General features: G+C 69.1%; 18 protein-coding genes. 11 read left to right on the forward strand and 7 right to left on the reverse strand.

Annotated elements, in window-relative coordinates:
- Positions 1 to 20: 20 nt before the first annotated feature.
- From ACZ54P_RS05740 to ACZ54P_RS05760, 5 genes are all read left to right on the forward strand, one after another.
- Positions 21 to 692, forward strand: a complete 672-nt coding sequence (locus ACZ54P_RS05740) for a rhomboid family intramembrane serine protease (RefSeq protein WP_465460400.1) — start codon at positions 21 to 23, stop codon at positions 690 to 692.
- Between the two features lie 164 nt (positions 693 to 856).
- The gene (locus tag ACZ54P_RS05745) at positions 857 to 1,630 is read left to right on the forward strand and encodes a cytochrome c biogenesis CcdA family protein (RefSeq protein WP_465460401.1); all 774 of its coding nucleotides are present in this window, start codon (positions 857 to 859) and stop codon (positions 1,628 to 1,630) included.
- Positions 1,627 to 3,225 carry a cytochrome c biogenesis protein ResB gene (gene resB, locus ACZ54P_RS05750; RefSeq protein ID WP_465460402.1) on the forward strand — a complete coding sequence of 533 codons (1,599 nt, stop codon included), beginning with the start codon at positions 1,627 to 1,629 and terminating at the stop codon, positions 3,223 to 3,225. The genes ACZ54P_RS05745 and resB overlap by 4 nt, the downstream gene beginning before the upstream one ends.
- 5 nt (positions 3,226 to 3,230) lie before the next feature.
- Positions 3,231 to 4,202, forward strand: coding sequence for a c-type cytochrome biogenesis protein CcsB (ccsB, locus tag ACZ54P_RS05755; protein ID WP_465460403.1), 972 nt, complete (start codon positions 3,231 to 3,233; stop codon positions 4,200 to 4,202).
- An 80-nt stretch (positions 4,203 to 4,282) separates the two neighbouring features.
- On the forward strand, positions 4,283 to 5,644 hold the full coding sequence (locus tag ACZ54P_RS05760; protein ID WP_465460404.1) for a MinD/ParA family ATP-binding protein: 1,362 nt from the start codon (positions 4,283 to 4,285) through the stop codon (positions 5,642 to 5,644).
- On the opposite strand, the gene ACZ54P_RS05765 is transcribed toward ACZ54P_RS05760, so the two are convergent.
- Positions 5,641 to 5,823 (reverse strand): hypothetical protein, encoded by a 183-nt coding sequence (locus tag ACZ54P_RS05765; RefSeq protein ID WP_037308437.1) that lies wholly within the window; start codon positions 5,821 to 5,823, stop codon positions 5,641 to 5,643. The genes ACZ54P_RS05760 and ACZ54P_RS05765 overlap by 4 nt on opposite strands.
- A 149-nt stretch (positions 5,824 to 5,972) precedes the next feature.
- On the reverse strand, positions 5,973 to 6,185 hold the full coding sequence (locus ACZ54P_RS05770) for a BldC family transcriptional regulator (protein ID WP_465460405.1): 213 nt from the start codon (positions 6,183 to 6,185) through the stop codon (positions 5,973 to 5,975).
- Positions 6,186 to 6,434: 249 nt separating this feature from the next.
- On the opposite strand from ACZ54P_RS05770, the gene ACZ54P_RS05775 reads away from it, so the two are divergent.
- Genes ACZ54P_RS05775 through cds1 form a run of 3 tightly spaced genes read left to right on the forward strand, consistent with a single transcriptional unit; the run spans position 6,435 to position 8,292 of the window.
- Positions 6,435 to 6,908 (forward strand): Lrp/AsnC family transcriptional regulator, encoded by a 474-nt coding sequence (locus ACZ54P_RS05775; RefSeq protein ID WP_465460406.1) that lies wholly within the window; start codon positions 6,435 to 6,437, stop codon positions 6,906 to 6,908.
- 11 nt (positions 6,909 to 6,919) lie between these two features.
- The gene (locus ACZ54P_RS05780; protein ID WP_465460407.1) at positions 6,920 to 7,213 is read left to right on the forward strand and encodes a DUF4229 domain-containing protein; all 294 of its coding nucleotides are present in this window, start codon (positions 6,920 to 6,922) and stop codon (positions 7,211 to 7,213) included.
- Positions 7,210 to 8,292 (forward strand): L-cysteine desulfhydrase Cds1, encoded by a 1,083-nt coding sequence (gene cds1, locus ACZ54P_RS05785; RefSeq protein ID WP_465460408.1) that lies wholly within the window; start codon positions 7,210 to 7,212, stop codon positions 8,290 to 8,292. The genes ACZ54P_RS05780 and cds1 overlap by 4 nt, the downstream gene beginning before the upstream one ends.
- A gap of 55 nt (positions 8,293 to 8,347) precedes the next feature.
- Here the strand turns inward: cds1 and ACZ54P_RS05790 are convergent, their stop codons facing one another.
- The 4 genes from ACZ54P_RS05790 to ACZ54P_RS05805 form a co-directional block, all read right to left on the reverse strand.
- The gene (locus ACZ54P_RS05790; protein ID WP_465460409.1) at positions 8,348 to 9,217 is read right to left on the reverse strand and encodes a 1,4-dihydroxy-2-naphthoate polyprenyltransferase; all 870 of its coding nucleotides are present in this window, start codon (positions 9,215 to 9,217) and stop codon (positions 8,348 to 8,350) included.
- Between the two features lie 103 nt (positions 9,218 to 9,320).
- On the reverse strand, positions 9,321 to 9,476 hold the full coding sequence (locus tag ACZ54P_RS05795; protein ID WP_465460410.1) for a hypothetical protein: 156 nt from the start codon (positions 9,474 to 9,476) through the stop codon (positions 9,321 to 9,323).
- A 63-nt stretch (positions 9,477 to 9,539) separates the two neighbouring features.
- Positions 9,540 to 10,664 (reverse strand): o-succinylbenzoate--CoA ligase, encoded by a 1,125-nt coding sequence (gene menE, locus ACZ54P_RS05800; protein ID WP_465460411.1) that lies wholly within the window; start codon positions 10,662 to 10,664, stop codon positions 9,540 to 9,542.
- 50 nt (positions 10,665 to 10,714) lie between these two features.
- Positions 10,715 to 11,638, reverse strand: coding sequence for a 1,4-dihydroxy-2-naphthoyl-CoA synthase (locus ACZ54P_RS05805; protein WP_061980092.1), 924 nt, complete (start codon positions 11,636 to 11,638; stop codon positions 10,715 to 10,717).
- A gap of 57 nt (positions 11,639 to 11,695) precedes the next feature.
- Here ACZ54P_RS05805 and menD point away from each other — a divergent pair, with 57 nt between their 5' ends.
- The 3 genes from menD (at position 11,696) to ACZ54P_RS05820 (ending at position 15,497) form a co-directional block, all read left to right on the forward strand.
- Positions 11,696 to 13,372, forward strand: coding sequence for a 2-succinyl-5-enolpyruvyl-6-hydroxy-3-cyclohexene-1-carboxylic-acid synthase (gene menD / locus ACZ54P_RS05810; RefSeq protein WP_465460412.1), 1,677 nt, complete (start codon positions 11,696 to 11,698; stop codon positions 13,370 to 13,372).
- A gap of 99 nt (positions 13,373 to 13,471) precedes the next feature.
- The gene (locus ACZ54P_RS05815; RefSeq protein WP_465460413.1) at positions 13,472 to 14,986 is read left to right on the forward strand and encodes a M1 family metallopeptidase; all 1,515 of its coding nucleotides are present in this window, start codon (positions 13,472 to 13,474) and stop codon (positions 14,984 to 14,986) included.
- Positions 14,987 to 15,008: 22 nt separating this feature from the next.
- A complete protein-coding gene (locus ACZ54P_RS05820) occupies positions 15,009 to 15,497 on the forward strand; it encodes a DUF3592 domain-containing protein (protein ID WP_465460414.1) in 489 nt (162 codons plus the stop codon).
- Positions 15,498 to 15,606: 109 nt separating this feature from the next.
- Here the strand turns inward: ACZ54P_RS05820 and ACZ54P_RS05825 are convergent, their stop codons facing one another.
- Positions 15,607 to 16,437 carry an inositol monophosphatase family protein gene (locus ACZ54P_RS05825; protein ID WP_465460415.1) on the reverse strand — a complete coding sequence of 277 codons (831 nt, stop codon included), beginning with the start codon at positions 16,435 to 16,437 and terminating at the stop codon, positions 15,607 to 15,609.
- Positions 16,438 to 16,516: the final 79 nt, after the last annotated feature.

The following is a 16,516-nucleotide window of genomic DNA, read 5'->3' on the forward strand; positions in this document are numbered from 1 at the left end:
TCTGAACTGGGGAGAAAGAAATGACGACGGCTTCAGACGTGCCCAGACCCGGGCAGCAGGACGCCGAGGCGATGATCGCCGAGGCCAAGAAGGCCCTCTGGGTCATGGTCGGTGTACTCGTCGTCCTCTGGTTGATTCAGATCTACAACGCCATCGACGGCTACAGCCTCATGTACGAATACGGGACGCGGGCGCGCGAAGTCAGCTCCTTGCCGACCGTGCTCACCGCACCGCTCATGCACGCCAGTTGGGGGCACATCGAGTTCAACTCGGGACCGCTGTTCATCTTCGGGTTCCTCGCGGCGTATCGCGGGGTGAAGAAGTTCCTCAGCGTCACCGTGCTGATCGCGGTGCTGAGCGGGCTCGGAGCCTGGACCCTCCACGAGTCCGGCACAGTCGGGGTCGGCGCGAGCGGCCTGGTCATGGGGTACTTCGGGTACGTCCTGGTGCGCGGGATCTTCGACCGGCACAAGATCGACATCGTCATCGGGCTGGTGATGGCGCTGTGCTTCGCCTACCAGTTCGCAGGTCTGTTCCCGCAGGACGCGGCGATCAGCTGGCAGGCGCACCTCTTCGGCTTCCTCGGTGGCCTGACCGGCGGCTGGGTGTTCCGGGACCGACGTCCCAAGCCCGAGGTCGGCGCACCCGCGTTCCCGACCATCCCGCTGACCCCGCCCGATTCTCCCAAGTAGCGCGTTTCGTCCTCTGAACGCGGTAGTTGCGTGTGCAAGGACCGCATTCAGAGGACGAAACGCGGCGAAGCGGGTAGGACCAACGTCCTGACCGGGTGCGACGTAGGTCCCGTTGAGGGCGCCCCGGCGTTTTCACCTCGACCACACTGCCTACGCTCCTTTGCGTGAACGGTGTGACCGAGCTGGCCCTCTCCGGGCCGCTGCTGCTCGCGGCGGGTGTCGCGCTGCTGGCCGGGGCGATCTCCTTCGCGTCACCGTGCGTCGTCCCGCTGGTGCCGGGATATCTCGCGTACCTGGCGGCGCTGGTCGGCGCGGACGCCCCCGCGGTCAGTCCCGACGAAGAGCGCAAGAAGGGTCGCTACGCCGTCGTCGGCGCGGCGGCTCTGTTCGTGCTCGGGTTCACCGTCGTCTTCGTGGTGACGCTGGGGACGCTGGTGTGGATCGCCGACGCCGTCCAGCTCAATATGGACCTCCTTCAGCGACTCGGCGGCGTGCTGACGATCGCGATGGCGCTGGTCTTCCTCGGCTGGATCCCCGGACTGCGGCGCGAGTTCCGTTCGCACCACGTGCCGCGCGGCGGGCTGTGGGGCGCGCCGGTGCTCGGCGCCGTGTTCGGCCTCGGCTGGACGCCGTGCATCGGGCCGACGCTGTCCGCGGTCACCACCCTGGCCAGCGCCACCGGCGGCACCGCCGTCCGCGGTTACGCGCTGATCCTGGTGTACTGCCTCGGCCTCGGCGTCCCGTTCCTCCTCATCGCGGTCGGCGCCCGCTGGGCCGTCCGCGCCACCGACTGGCTGCGCCGCCACGGCCGCCAAGTGCAGGTCTTCGGCGGTGTCCTGCTGATGATCGTCGGCATCCTGCTGGTGACCGGGCTGTGGGGCGACATGATCGGCTGGATCCGGAACACCCTCGTCAACGACCTCAGGCTGCCCTTGTGACCACCACCGAAGCGCCGCCCAAGAAGGAATACCGCCAGACACCGCTGAAGCGGGTTCTCGCCTTCCTCCGCAACACCTGGCGTGGCCTGACGTCGATGCGCACCGCGCTGGTGCTGCTGTTCCTGCTCGCGCTCGCCGCGATGCCCGGCGCGCTCCTGCCGCAGCGGAACCTCAACGTCGCCAAGACCGACGAGTACATCGCCGCGTACGGCTGGTGGGGCGAACTGCTCGACCGCACGCAGTTCTTCGAGGTCTACGGCAGCGTCTGGTTCTCGGCGATCTACATCCTGCTGATGATCTCGCTCATCGGCTGTCTCGCGCCGCGCAGCCTCGAATACGCGAAGGCGATGCGCGCGAAGCCGGTGCTCACGCCGCGCAAGCTCTCGCGGATGCCGCACCACCTGTCCACCACGACCGACCGGACCCCCGAGACGGTCATGAAGGACACTCACGCACTGCTCAAGGGCTGGCGCCGCGTAGAGCGCGAAGAGGCCGACGGCGTCCGAAGCATCTCCGCCGAACGCGGATACCTCCGCGAGACCGGCAACCTCGTCTTCCACTTCGGCATGCTCGGCCTGATCATCTTCTTCGCGCTGGGCAAGCTCTTCGGCTACGAAGGCCAGGTCATCGTCCAGGCCGACAACAGCCCGTGGTGCAACTCCGGCATCCTCGGCTACGACACCTTCAACGCGGGCCTGCGCGTCGACGGCACCGACCTCAACGCGTTCTGCATCCGGCTGAAGGACTTCGAAGCGCGCTACACCGAGTCCGGGCAGGCGAACTACTACCACTCCAACATGGAGTACCAGTCCGGCGAGGATCTGCGGACCGGCGCGTGGAAGCCGTACGGACTCGAGGTCAACTCGCCGCTGCGCACCGCGGGCGACCGCGTCTACCTGCTGAACTTCGGCTACTCGCCGAAGTTCACGGTGACGTTCGCGGACGGCACCGTGCGCTCCAACATCACGCCGTGGCGTCCCGCGGACGAGCCGACGAAGCTCTCCGAAGGTGCTACGAAGATCGACCAGCCCGGCATCACCGACCCGGTCGAACGCCGCACCCGGCAACTCGCGATCACCGGCCTGCTCGCCCCGACCGCGTTCATGCACGGCAACGTGCTGACGTCGTCGCGGCCCGAGGCGAACAAACCGGCCGTCGCCGTCGACATCTACCGCGGCGACCTCGGTCTCGACGCCGGACGCGGGCAGTCGATCTTCCAGATCGACCAGTCGCTCGTCGAGGACGGCAGGCTCAAGAAGCTCACCCGGCAGAACCTGGACCAGGGCCAGGAAACCGTGCTGGACGACGGCACGAAGGTCCGCTTCGACGGCGTCCAGAAATGGGTCGCCATCCAGGTCTCGCACGATCCGGTGCAGGGCTGGGTGCTGGTCTGCGCGATCGCGATGCTGCTCGGATTGGCGGGATCGTTGCTGGTCAAGCGGCGCCGGGTGTGGGTCCGGGTGACCCCGGCACGCGAAGGTGAGACGGGTACCGTGATCGAGGTCGCCGGGCTGGCGCGCACCGATCAGGCGGGCTACGGCGAAGAGTTCCAGCGGATCGGCGACAAGCTGGTCCAGGGGCAGAGAGGCAACTAGAGGTCATGCCGATCAACGAGACGCTGTCCCAGTACAGCGACTACTCCTACACCACCGCGGCGGCGATCTACGTCCTCGCGCTGATGTTCACCCTGTTCGAGCAGGGCTTCGGTGCTAAGGGCCGTCTGGCGGCGGAGCGCAGCAAACAGCGCGTCCGCGAACTGGTCGGCGCGGGCGGGCCGTCGGCGACCACCGTGACCCCCGCCGAGCCTCCGCGCGAGGTCGGCCGCCCCGAGCGCATCGGCCGCATGGGCGCCGCGCTGCTGGTGCTCGCCGCGCTGCTGCACCTGGCCGCGATCGTGCTGCGCGGGCTCGCCGTGCACCGCGCGCCGTGGGGCAACATGTACGAGTACGGCATGGCCACGACCTTCATCGCGGTCCTCACCTGGCTCGTCATCCTGCGGAAGTTCCCGGTCCGCCACCTCACCGGCTTCGTGCTCACGCCGGTCGTGATCCTGATGTTCGTCAACGGCACCATGCTGTACACGACGGCGGCGCCGGTGCAGCCCGCGCTTCAGTCCTACTGGCTGATCATCCACGTTTCGGCGGCCATCATCGGTTCCGGTGTCTTCCTGGTGCCCGGTGTCGCGAGCGTGCTCTACCTCTTCCGCGCCGCCCACGACGAGAACCCGGCCAAGTTCGCGCGGTTCGGCCCGAAGCTGCCCACCGCGGACGTGCTCGACCGCATCGCCTACCGCACGACCATCTTCGCCTTCCCCGTCTTCACCTTCGGCGTGCTGTGCGGCGCCGTGTGGGCCGAGGCGGCGTGGGGCCGGTTCTGGGGCTGGGACCCGAAAGAGACCGTCGCGTTCGTCGCGTGGGTCGTCTACGCGGCGTACCTGCACTCCCGTGCCACCGCGGGCTGGCGCGGCAAGCGCGCGGCGATCATCAACATCGTCGGGTTCTCGGCGACGGTGTTCAACCTGTTCTTCGTGAACCTGGTCACGGTGGGTCTGCACTCCTACGCCGGGGGCTGACCGTCACCGCTGCACGCGAGCCGACTACCGTCGATACTTGAGGTAATGGGGGAAGACGTGCGCGGAGGAGGATTTCAGCGGTGACCGGACCCAGCGAAGAATCGGCTCCTGGCCACCCCGAACCCACCGAGAGCGTCCAGCCCTCGGAAATGTTCTCCGAGGACAGGACGGACTCGGCGCCGCATCCGAACGCGAGCGGTTTCGAAGCCGAGCCGACGCAGGTCGTCCAGCCGCAGTACCCGCCCCAGGCTCAGCAGGCGCAACAGGCTCAGTACGCGCCGCAGCCCGGCCAGCAGCCGCCGCCGCTGCCGCAGCCCTCCCACGGGCAGTACCCGCAGCCGTACGACCAGAACCTGCCCCCGTTGCATCCGCAGCAGCAGCCTCAGCAGCCGCCGCAGGCTCCGCAGCAGGCGCAGTACCCGCCTCAGCAGCAGTACGTCCCGCAGCCGGTCCAGCAGCAGCCGGCGGTTCCGGGCCTCCCGCAGCCGCAGGGCAGGCACGCGCTCCCGGACGAACTCGCCACCGCGAGCCTGGTCAAACCGCAGAAGCGCAAGCCGCAGTCGGGCTGGCGCAAGGCCGTCTACGTCGGCACCGGCAAGCTCATCAACCCCGGCGAGAGCCCGGCCGACACCCGCAAGCGCGAGCTGATCGCGCAGATCAACCAGCCGCTGCGCGGGTGCTACAAGATCGCGATGCTGAGCCTCAAGGGCGGCGTCGGCAAGACCACCACGACCACCACGCTGGGCTCGACGTTCGCGTCGCTGCGCGGTGATCGCGTCGTCGCCGTCGACGCGAACCCGGACCGCGGGACGCTGTCGCAGAAGATCCCGATCGAGACCACCGCGACCGTGCGGCATCTGCTGCGGGACGCGGACAAGATCACCAGGTACAGCGACGTCCGCTCGTACACTTCGCAGGGCGGAAGCCGGCTGGAGATCCTCGCCAGCGAGCAGGACCCGGCGGTGTCGGAGGCGTTCTCCGAGGACGACTACCGGCGCACGGTCACCCTGCTGGAGCACTTCTACAACATCGTGCTCACCGACTGCGGGACCGGTTTGATGCACTCGGCGATGAAGGGCGTCCTGGACGTCGCGGACGCGCTGGTGGTGGTCTCGTCAGGCTCCGTGGACGGCGCGCGCAGTGCATCGGCGACCCTCGACTGGCTTGAGGCGCACGGCTACGGTGACCTGGTCAAACGGTCTGTCGCGGTGATCAACTCGGTGCGGCCGAAGGGTGGCTCCGTCGATCTCGACAAGCTCTCCGCGCACTTCGGCGCCCGCGTCCGGTCGGTCTGCCGGATCCCGTTCGACCCGCACCTGGAAGAGGGTGCCGAGATCGAACTGGACCGGCTCCACGCCGACACCCGGCTGGCGCTGCTGGAACTGGCCGCCACCGTCGCCGATGGTTTCGGTGGCCAGCAGTACCGCCAGGTCCAGCCCTAGTCTTTGTCCTCGTCTTTACTCTTGCGCTGCTGCTCACCGAGCTTGCGCAGGAAGTCGGGGTCGTCGTCCGGGGCCAGTGTCGGCCGCGACGAGGGCACCCCGACGCGCTCGATCCCGAATGCGCGCCACAAGACAACGGCGACGGTGAGCGCTCCGATGGCCGCGAGCAAATAGATCATGCTCGGTCCCTTTCCGCGTGGAGGACGTTGCTCAGTCCCACGAGGCTAGCCTCTTTGCCGCGCGAGGGGGGACCTATGGATACCCCAATGTGACGAAGGGCCGGTTCGGGCCCTTCGTCACCGGAGTCCTTTATGCGAAAAACGCGAGGTCAGACGGTGCGTGCCGGCTCGCTGGCGTCGGTGGTCAGCTCCGCGAGGAGCTCGTTCACTTCGGCCTCGCGGAATCGGCGGTGCCCACCGGGAGTACGAATCGAGCCGATCCGGCCCGCGGTCGCCCAGCGGGTCACGGTCTTGGGGTCGACCCGGAACAGGGCCGCCACTTCACCGGGGGTGAGCAACCTTCCGCCTATGGTCGCGGTCATCTTCCGCCTCCTTCACGGTTCCAGTGCTAGACCGGAGGCGGGCCCAATGCCCGTCGTGCCGGGTAGCCAACGCGGCAATCGTTGCATCTCACCCGTCAGGTACTCGAACGGTTGTCCAATAGTAAAGAGCCCTTAAAGGGCAAAACCGACAAGCGAGACATGCGCCGCCGGACCCGGTGGTCTTGTCAAGGAGGTACGAAAAACGCGCCCTTGTCCTGCCGATCGGCGCAGGGCCCCTAAGGTGTAGCGGTGGACCAGGTGGATCGGAAGATCATCGCGGCATTGCGGGAGAACGGGCGGGCTACCTACGCCGACCTCGGCCGATCGGTCGGCCTCTCGGCCTCGTCGGTGCACGAGCGGGTCGGCAAACTCGAAGCCGCCGGGGTGATCACCGGCTACCACGCCATGGTCGATCCCAGCACGGTCGGACTCGGGGTGACGGCGCTCGTCGGCATCCATCCCACCGACACCGCGACCGAAGACGACGTCGCGGCCGCGCTCGGGGCTTTGGACGAGGTCGAAAGCTGCTATGCCGTCGCCGGTGACGAGGCGTTCGTCGTCAAGGTGCGGGTGTCGACCGTCGACGACTTGGAGCGGACGCTCGGCAGGCTGCGGCGGATCCCCGGCGTCGGCCGGACGAACACCACCGTCGTGCTTTCCACCCGCTTCGAAGGACGCCCGAACAACGCGGGTCTGGACGACGGCCGCAACGGCAACGCGTAGCCTGCGTTGATGTGAGCGACACTCCGGAAACCGCCGATCACCTCGCCCGTGACCTGACGCTGTACGTGCTGGCCAGGTTCCTCCTGGTCGGCGTCATCGGTGGCGGGTTGCTGCTGGTCAACGTCCCGCTGCTGGTCGCGTTGCTGATCGGCCTGGTCGTGGGGCTGCCGCTGGGGCTGCTGCTGTTCCGCCCGCTGAACGCGCGCGTGACCGCCGGGCTGGCCCGCCGCAACGAAAAGCGCGCCCGCGCCCGTGCCGAACTGCGCTCCCAGCTGCGCGGCGACCGGGTGGACGGGACAGCGTGAGCCGGCTCCACAACCGCAGCTGGGTCCGCGAAGCCGTCCGCATCATCGAGGCCGACGCGAACCGCAGCGCGGATACGCACCTGCACGTCTTCCCGCTGCCCGCGGAATGGGGGATCGACCTTTACCTGAAGGACGAGTCCGTCCACCCGACCGGCTCGCTCAAGCACCGGCTCGCGCGTTCGCTGTTCCTGTACGGACTGGTGAACGGCCAGATCGGGCAGAACACCGTGCTGGTCGAGGCCTCCAGCGGCTCGACAGCGGTTTCGGAGGCGTACTTCGCGCGGATGCTCGGGCTGCGGTTCATCACCGTGGTGCCGCGGAGCACCTCGCCGGAGAAGATCGCGCTCATCGAGTTCTACGGCGGCGAGTGCCACTACGTCGACCGGGCGCCGGACATGTATCCGGAGGCCGAGCGGCTCGCCGCGGAGTGCGACGGCCACTACCTCGACCAGTTCACCTACGCCGAGCGCGCGACGGACTGGCGCGGGAACAACAACATCGCCGAATCGGTCTACGCGCAGATGCAGTCCGAGCGGCACCCCGTGCCGACGTGGATCGTGGTCGGCGCCGGAACCGGCGGCACGAGCGCGACCTTCGGCCGCTACGTGCGCTACAAGCGGCACACCACGAAGATCGCCGTCGTCGACCCGGAGAACTCGTCGTTCTACGGCGCCTGGGAGACCGGTGCGCTCGACTACGCGACCGGCATGCCTTCCCGGATCGAGGGGATCGGGCGGCCACGCGTCGAGCCGTCGTTCGTACCCGGCGTGATCGACGAGATGCTGCAGGTGCCCGACGCCGGTTCGCTGGCGGCCATCCGCGTCCTGCGCGAGCGGACCGGTCACTGGGCGGGCGGCTCGACCGGCACGAACCTCTTCGGCGCGTTCACCCTGATCTCGCGGATGATCTCGGAAGGCCAGGCGGGCAGCGTCGTCACGCTGCTGTGCGACGGCGGCGAGCGGTACGCCAACACGTACTACGACGACGAGTGGCTGGCGCGGAAGAACATCGACATCGCGCCTTATCTGGAGAAGTACCGGGAGTTCCTGGTGAGCGGGAAGTTCGCTCCGGAGAGCTGAAGGTCTCGTGAGTGGTAATGACGGTTAGAACCGTCATTACCACTCACGAGGCGTTCTACAGCGCGAGCGCGACCGCCGTCAGGATCGCCCAGCCCAGCATGGCGAATCCGGTGTCCCGCAGCGCCGGGATCAGCGCGCGGCCCTGCTCGCCGCCGCCGACGGCCTTGACCGACTTCAGCAGCAACGGCGCGGTCAGGAGGCCCAGCAGCGCCCACGGCGTCACGAAGGCGAGCAGCACGCTGACGACGTACGGCACCGCGACCAGCACCAGGTAAAGCCGCCGGGTGCCCTTGTCGCCGAGCCGGGTGGCGAGCGTGCGCTTGCCGGACTCGATGTCGGTCGGGATGTCGCGGAGGTTGTTGGCGGTCAGCACACCGGTCGAGAACGAGCCGACGGCGACCGCGCAGCCGAACGCCGTCCAGCTGAGCTGTCCGGCTTGGACGTACACCGTGCCCAGCACGCCGGCCAGTCCGAAGAAGACGAAGACCGCGATCTCGCCGAAACCGTAATAGCCGTAAGGCTTCTTGCCGCCGGTGTAGAACCAGGCGCCGAGGATGCAGACCGCGCCCATCGCCAGCAGCCACCACAGGCCGCTGATCGCGACGAGCACGAGCCCGAGAACTCCGGCGAGTCCGAGAGCCACGAGAGCGGCCGCGAGGACCGCTTTCGGCTTCGCGGCCCCGGAGCCGACCAGGCGCAGCGGGCCGACGCGGTTCTCGTCGGTACCGCGGATGCCGTCGGAGTAGTCGTTCGCGTAGTTGACGCCGACGATCAGGGCCAGCGAGACCAGGAGCGCGAGAACCGAGCGGGGCCAAGAAAAGCCGTCGAGCGCGATAGCCGCGCCGACCCCGGCGACCACCGGCGCCACCGCGTTGGGCAGCGTCCGCGGGCGCGCCCCTTCGATCCATTCACCAGCAGTCGCCATGCCGCCATTCTGGCCCTGGCCACTACCGGTCGGTACGTGGGGCTACTCGCATTTAGTCCTCTGCTTGCGGCATCGAGTCACCGCAAGCAGAGGACTAAATGCGCTACTTCACGTCGAGGACGTCTTCGAGCGTCCAGGTGAGCGTGCCGCTGTTCGGAACGGCGATTTCCGGTTCGTCCGCCAGCGCGGGCCCGGCCAAAGCGACCAGACCCATCGTGACGGCGGTGCAGGCCAATACTGTGCGTGTCCAGCGCGTCATGGTTAAGACGTAAACCCGCGGGTAACGACTCTGTCAACAAAGTCCCAGTAATCGGTGGGAAATTCACGACCTTAGTAGGAGATCCCGGACGGCCGCCCTATCGATCTTTCCGGGGCCTCGCAACGGTAGTTCTTCGGTGAACTCGACCCGCTTCGGCGTGGCCGCCGCACCGGCCTCTTCACGGCACGCGGCGCGCAAGGCTTCGACGTCGCAACCAGCACCGACGACGAGCGCGACGACCGCTTCGCCCCACTCGGGATCGGGTATGCCGACCACACACGCGTCACGGACTCCGGGCTGCGCGGTCAGTACCCGTTCGACGGTCGCGGCGGCCACCTTCACCCCGCCGGTGTTGATCATGTCGTCGATCCGGCCCAGGATCTCCAGCCGTCCGTCGGGCCCCAGCCGTCCGCGGTCGGAGGTGCGGAACCGGCCCCCGTCGAACGCTTCCGCGGTCAGGTCCGGTCGAAGTCGGTAACCGTGCGCGAGCACGCCCCCGGCGACGCAGACCCGCTCGTCGTCGAGTTCGATCCGGACGCCGTCGAGCGGCACGCCGTCGTAAACGCAGCCGCTCGCCGTCTCGCTCATGCCGTACGCGGGCACGATCCTCACGCCCGCTTCGGCCGCGCGCTCCCGCAGCTCCACGGTCGTCGCCGCGGCGCCGATCACGATCGCGTCGAACGCGCGGGCCGCGGCCAGTCCCGGGCCGGCGTCGTCGAGCAGCCGCCCGAGCTGGGTCGGGACGAGCGCGGTGTAGCGCGGTCCGTCCAGCGCGAGGAGCGGCGCGGCGGCCTCGGCGAAGTCGTCCGGCCGGAAACCGGAGGCGTACAGCACGGCGGGTGTCGTCCCGGCCAGCAGCGAGCGGACCAGCACCTGCAACCCGCCGATGTACTGCGCCGGAGTGGCGAGCAGCCACTGCCCCGGCCCGCCGAGCCGCGCGTGGGTCGCGTTCGCCGACGCGATCAGCGCGGCGGCCGAGAGCAGGACGCCCTTGGGCTCGCCGGTCGACCCCGAGGTGGCGATGATCACCGCCGTCCCGGGCTCGGCCGGGCGTGTCGGCTCCATCGCGTCCCGCAGGGCCTCCGACGCGTAGGGGAGGACGGCCGGACCGCCGTCGAGCGCCCCGGCCAGTGCCGTGGTCAGCTCGGCGATCGCCTCCGGACTCCCGTCCACCCCTACCGCACGCATCCCGCCAGCCTAGGCCCGCCGCCGGATCGCGTTTAGCCCGCTGAAGGCGATCAGTAGTAGTACGGGAAGGCCGACCAGTCGGGGGAGCGCTTCTCCAGGAACGCGTCGCGTCCTTCGACGGCTTCGTCCTGCATGTAGGCCAGCCGGGTGGTCTCGCCGGCGAAGAGCTGCTGGCCGACCAGGCCGTCGTCGGTGAGGTTGAACGCGTACTTCAGCATCCGCTGCGCCGTCGGAGACTTGCCGTTGATCGTCCACGCCCAGTCCAGCGCCTCGGTCTCGAGGTCGGCATGCGGGACGGCGGCGTTGACCGCGCCCATGGCCTGCATCTGCTCGGCGGTGTATTCGCGTCCGAGGAAGAAGATCTCCCGCGCGAACTTCTGCCCGACCTGCTTGGCGAGGTACGCCGAGCCGTAGCCGCCGTCGAACGAGCCGACGTCGGCGTCGGTCTGCTTGAACCGCGCGTGCTCGGCCGAGGCGAGCGTGAGGTCGCACACCACGTGCAGCGAGTGCCCGCCACCCGCGGCCCAGCCCGGGACCACCGCGATGACCACCTTCGGCATGAACCTGATCAGCCGCTGCACCTCGAGAATGTGCAGCCGTCCGGCCCGCGCCGGATCGATCGTGTCCGAGGTCTCCCCATCCGCGTACTGATACCCGGAGCGTCCGCGAATACGCTGGTCACCACCGGAACAAAACGCCCAGCCACCGTCCTTCGGCGACGGGCCGTTGCCGGTGAGCAGGACGCACCCGACGTCCGAGCTCATCCGCGCGTGGTCGAGCGCGCGGTACAGCTCGTCGACGGTGTGCGGCCGGAAGGCGTTGCGGACCTCGGGACGGTCGAACGCGACACGCACGACGCGTTTGCCTGAGCGGCTCTCAGAGGAGCGGTGATAGGTGATGTCGGTGAAGTCGAAACCTTCGACCTCGGTCCACAAGGCGGGGTCGAACAGCTCGGAAACCTGGGCGTCATCCACGTTTGGGAGAATAGGACGTGTGGCCGTGAGTCGTAGTGTCAAACCCGAGGTCTGCCGGTGAATCCATCCACCGCGCAGGCCAGGGTCATCGTCGACGAGCTCGTCCGCAACACCGTCTCGCACGTCGTCCTCTGCCCTGGCTCACGCAACGCCCCGCTGTCGATCGCGCTGTACGACGCCGCGGCGGCCGGGCGTCTCCAGCTGCACGTCCGCATCGACGAACGCGGTGCCGCCTTCCTCGCCCTCGGCATCGCCGCGCGCACCGGCCGACCCGTCGCCGTGCTGTGCACCTCGGGCACCGCTGCCGCGAACTTCCACCCCGCCGTGCTGGAGGCCGATCGGGCCGGGGTCCCGCTGATCGTGCTGACCGCCGACCGGCCGCCCGAGCTGCGGGCCGCGGGCGCGAGCCAGGTCATCGACCAGCACCAGCTCTACGGCAACGCCATCCGCTACTTCGACGAACTCGCCGTCGCCGAACGCCGCGCCGGGCAGAACTCGTACTGGCGTGGCCAGATCTGCCGCGCCTGGAACGCCGCGTACGGCGAATGGCGCTGCGGGCCGGTGCATCTGAACATCCCGTTCCGCGAGCCGCTCGTCCCCGACATCGACGATGACGGTGAGTGGTTCGAGTCACTCGAAGGGCGTCCCGACGGCGCCCGGTGGACCGAGCTTCCCGACTTCGGCGCGCTTCCCTCTTTCGTGGTGCCCTCGGCCCGCTCCGGCCTGGTCATCGCTTGCGACACCGGCGTGCAGGCCGCCAGCGAATGGGCCGAACTGCATGGCTGGCCGGTCGTTTCCGAAACCGGCGGCATCGGGCTGGCGGGCGCGACGGCGATCTCGTCCGGCGCCTGGCTGCTCGGCGTCGAGGAGTTCATCTCGCGGCACAAGCCGGAGCAGGTGCTGTGCATCGGGCGTCCGACGGTGTTCCGGCAGGTCCAGCGGGTCCTGTCCGATCCCGACGTCGAGGTGCTGCTGGTCCGGCCCGATTCGGACTGGCCCGCGCCCGCGCACAACGTCCGGCAGGTCGGCCAGTGGTTCGACGAGCCGACCAAACCGGCCGATCCCGAGTGGCTCGCGAGCTGGCAGCGCGCGGACAAGGCGGCGTCGTCGGCGGTGGCCGAAGCACTGGCCGCCGAACCGTGGCCGAGCGGGTTGCGCCTGGCCACCGAGCTGGTCGACGCGGTCCCGGAGGGGTCGCTGCTGGTCGTCGGCTCGTCCAACCCGACCCGCGACGTCGCGCTCGCCGGACGGCTCCGGCCCGACGTCCTCGTGCACCGCAACCGCGGTGTCGCCGGGATCGACGGCATGGTGTCGACGGCCATCGGCGCCGCGACCGTCCACAGGGGACATTCGTACGCGCTGCTCGGGGACCTGACCTTCCTCCACGACGCGAGCGGCCTGCTGACCGGACCCGCGGAGCAACGCCCCGACCTGACGATCGTGGTGCTCAACGACGACGGCGGCGGCATCTTTTCGCTGCTGGAGCAGGGCGCGCCGGAGCACAACGCGAGCTTCGAGCGCGTCTTCGGGACGCCGCACGGCGCCGATCTGGGCGCGTTGTGCGCGGGCTACCGCGTGCCGCACGTCGTCGCGGAGACGCTTACCGAGTTCCGCGCCGCGCTGAAGCCCGGGCCCGGACTGCGAGTGGTGGAGGTCCGCGTGGACCGAACGCGCCATCGCGAGCTGCACGCGCGCCTCCGTACGGCGGTGTCCTCCGCCGTGCGCGCTGTCTAACTGTTTCCAGAGGCTGGGAACCCCTCCTTCGGCCGTGTCTGCGCGATGCTCGTCTGGCTACGTTCGAGCGCGCTGACAAATCCCTGGGAGGGACTCGCAATGCGCTTGAAGACTCGCGCCGGCTTCGCCGGATTGACCGCGGGCGTCGTCACGGTGCTGCTCGTGGGCACCGCGTCCGCCGCGCCCGCGCCCGGTTCGATCGGCGTCGGCGACCCGTACTACCCGCACGCCGGCAACGGCGGCTACGACGTCGGGCACTACGACCTCCGGTTGAGCTACCAGCCGTCCACCGACCTGCTGTCCGGGACCACGACGATCCTGCTCACCGCGACACAGGACCTCTCGGCGTTCAACCTCGACTTCGGCTTGAAGGTGTCGAGCGTCCGCGTCAACAACAGGCCCGCGCAGTTCGCGACGTCGACCGATGGCACCGGTGAGCTGACCGTCACCCCGGCGACCCCGCTGAAGAAGGGCCAGACGGCGACCGTCGTCGTCGCCTACGCGGACACGCCGTCGAAGGTGAAGATCGACGGCTTCACCGCCTGGAAGAAGACCCCGGACGGCGCGCTGGCCGTCGACGAACCGCAGAGCGCGGCCTGGTGGTTCCCGTCCAACGACCACCCGACCGACCTGGCCACCTACGACGTCTCGGTCGAGGTCCCGAACGACGTCGCGGCGCTGTCCAACGGCACGCTGGTGCGCAAGACGGTGCAGCGGCCGGGCTGGACCCGCTGGAACTGGCGCAGCACCAAACCGCAGGCGACGTACCTCACGTCGCTGGAGGTCGGCAAGTTCGAGGTGCGCGAGCAGACCACGCCGGACGGCCAGCCGTTCATCACCGCCTACGGCGCCGACCTCGGCGAATCGCTCGGCGCGGCCAAGGCGAGCATCGAGCGGACACCGGAGATCACCGAGTTCCTCGCCTCGAAGTTCGGCCCGTACCCGTTCGAAGCGCAGGGCGGCGTGGTCACCACCGGCATCACCTTCGCGCTGGAGAACCAGACACGGCCGGTCTACGGCGCCAGGGCCTTCCGGTCCGGCTCGAACACCTCGATCGTCACCCACGAGCAGGCACACCAGTGGTTCGGTGACAGCGTCACACTCGGCAAGTGGAGCGACATCTGGCTCAACGAGGGCTTCGCCTCCTACGCGGAGTTCCTGTGGTCGGAGGAGACCGGCGAGGGCACGGCCGACGAACTCGCCCAGTACCTCTACGACTCGGCGCCTGCCGATGACCCGTTCTGGCAGGTCCTGCCCGCCGACCCGGGGGTGGAGAACCAGTTCGACGCGGCCGTCTACGACCGTGGCGCGCTCGCGGTGCACGCGTTGCGCAAGGCTGTGGGCGACGACACGTTCTTCCGGATCCTGCGGACCTGGCAGCAGGTGAAGAAGAGCAAGTCGGCGGTGATTCCGGAGTTCATCGCCCTGGCGGAGAAGATCTCGGGCAAGCCGCTGTACGACCTGTTCCAGACCTGGCTCTACACCAAGGGCAAGCCCGCGGTGGGCCCCAACGGCGCACCGGCTCTCCGGGCCGCTGTGGCGCCTGTCGCACCGAAGTCCTACCCGCAGATCAAGGCGACGCACGAATTCCTCGCCGAGCGACACGCCCACTGACGGGTAGCGATACGCTCGCGGCGTGACGGCCAAAACGGAGCGGGTGAGGCGCATCGGGTGGTACGCCGCCCTCGGTGTCGCCTCACTCGTCACCGTGCTCTGCTGCTCGCTGCTGTTCGCCGCCATCCGCAACGACAGCGCGATCGAAGCACAACTCGGTCAGGCGACCGCGCAGGTCGAGTCGGTGACCTTCGACCGCACGATCATCAACTACGCCACCCCGGACGGCATCGTGCACAGCCCGGCCAACGGCGTCCTCTACCCGGCCGGGCTCGCCGCCGAGCAGCTCGTGAACATCGAGTACGACGTCAGTGACCCGGAACTCGCGCGGGTGGCGGGCCGGTCGGCGGTCAACACGCTGCTGCCGCTGGGCAGCATGGTCTTCTTCACCTGGCTGATCGCGGGGCCACTGCTGTGGTGGATCCGGCGGCAGCGGCTGGCTTACCGGCGCTCGCTCGCCGAGAGCTCGGTGACGGCTCCGGCTCCGGAACCCTCCGCGCCCTCCGCCTGACGGGGCAATGCGCGTGAGGCGGTGTACCGCGTGCCATGAAAGGTCCTTTCCTTGCGAAATTTGCAAGGAAAGGACCTTTCATGGCACGACCCGAAGCCCCCAACAAGGCTTACCCGACGGACTCCCGCCACCACCCCAGGACCTCGTCCGCCACTCCCGGCGCCGCGACCAGCAGCCCGTCGGTGGGCAGCGGGACCCCTTCCCCGCGCCGGTCCAGCACCACGGCCCCCGACTCGATGGCCAGCGCGACCGAGCCGGCGACGTCCCATTCGCGGTAGCTGTGCAGCACCGCGGCGGCCGCGTGTCCCAGCGCGACCTGCGCGATGGCCAGCGCCGCCGAACCCAGCACCCGGACGCCGGCGTGCGCGGCGGCGGCGCGTTCGACGAACTGGCCCATTCCGGGCCAGAGGCCCTTGCGGGTGAGTTCCGTGCAGACGATCGCTCCGGCGGTCCCGCAGCGGTCGGTCAGCCGGATCGGCTTGCCGTTCGCGCGGGCGCCGCGGCCACGGGCGGCGGCGTAGATCTGGGCGCGGTACGGGTCGGCGACCACGCCGACCACCGGGCCCGAAGCGTCGATCAGGGCGAGGCTGTACGCGCACCAGGGGACACCGGCGACGTAGTTCGCGGTGCCGTCGACCGGGTCGACCACCCACCGGTATTCGGCGACGTCGGCACCGTGGTCGGCGCCGAATTCACCGCCGACGACGGGGATGCCGGGGAATTCCGCGGTCAGGACGCGGCGGGTGTGGCGTTCGAGGATGCGATCGGTGTCGGTGACCCAGTCGAAGGGCGAGTCCTTCAGGTCGGGCTGGGTGCCGCGGCCGGCGGTCGCGGTGATCACGTCGGTCGCGTCGTTGGCCAGCCGCCCGGCCACTTCGAGGGCCCTCGACAGCAACCCGGGCTCGACGGGCTGCGGCGGCCTTGACGACAGGAGGGTCATGCCTGCCTAGTGTGGCCGAGACTGGTTTCCGGAACACGACCACGAGATGACATGTCGTCTGTTCCGTTTTTGTTGGCAT

This window comes from Amycolatopsis sp. NPDC034160, from assembly GCF_055575355.1.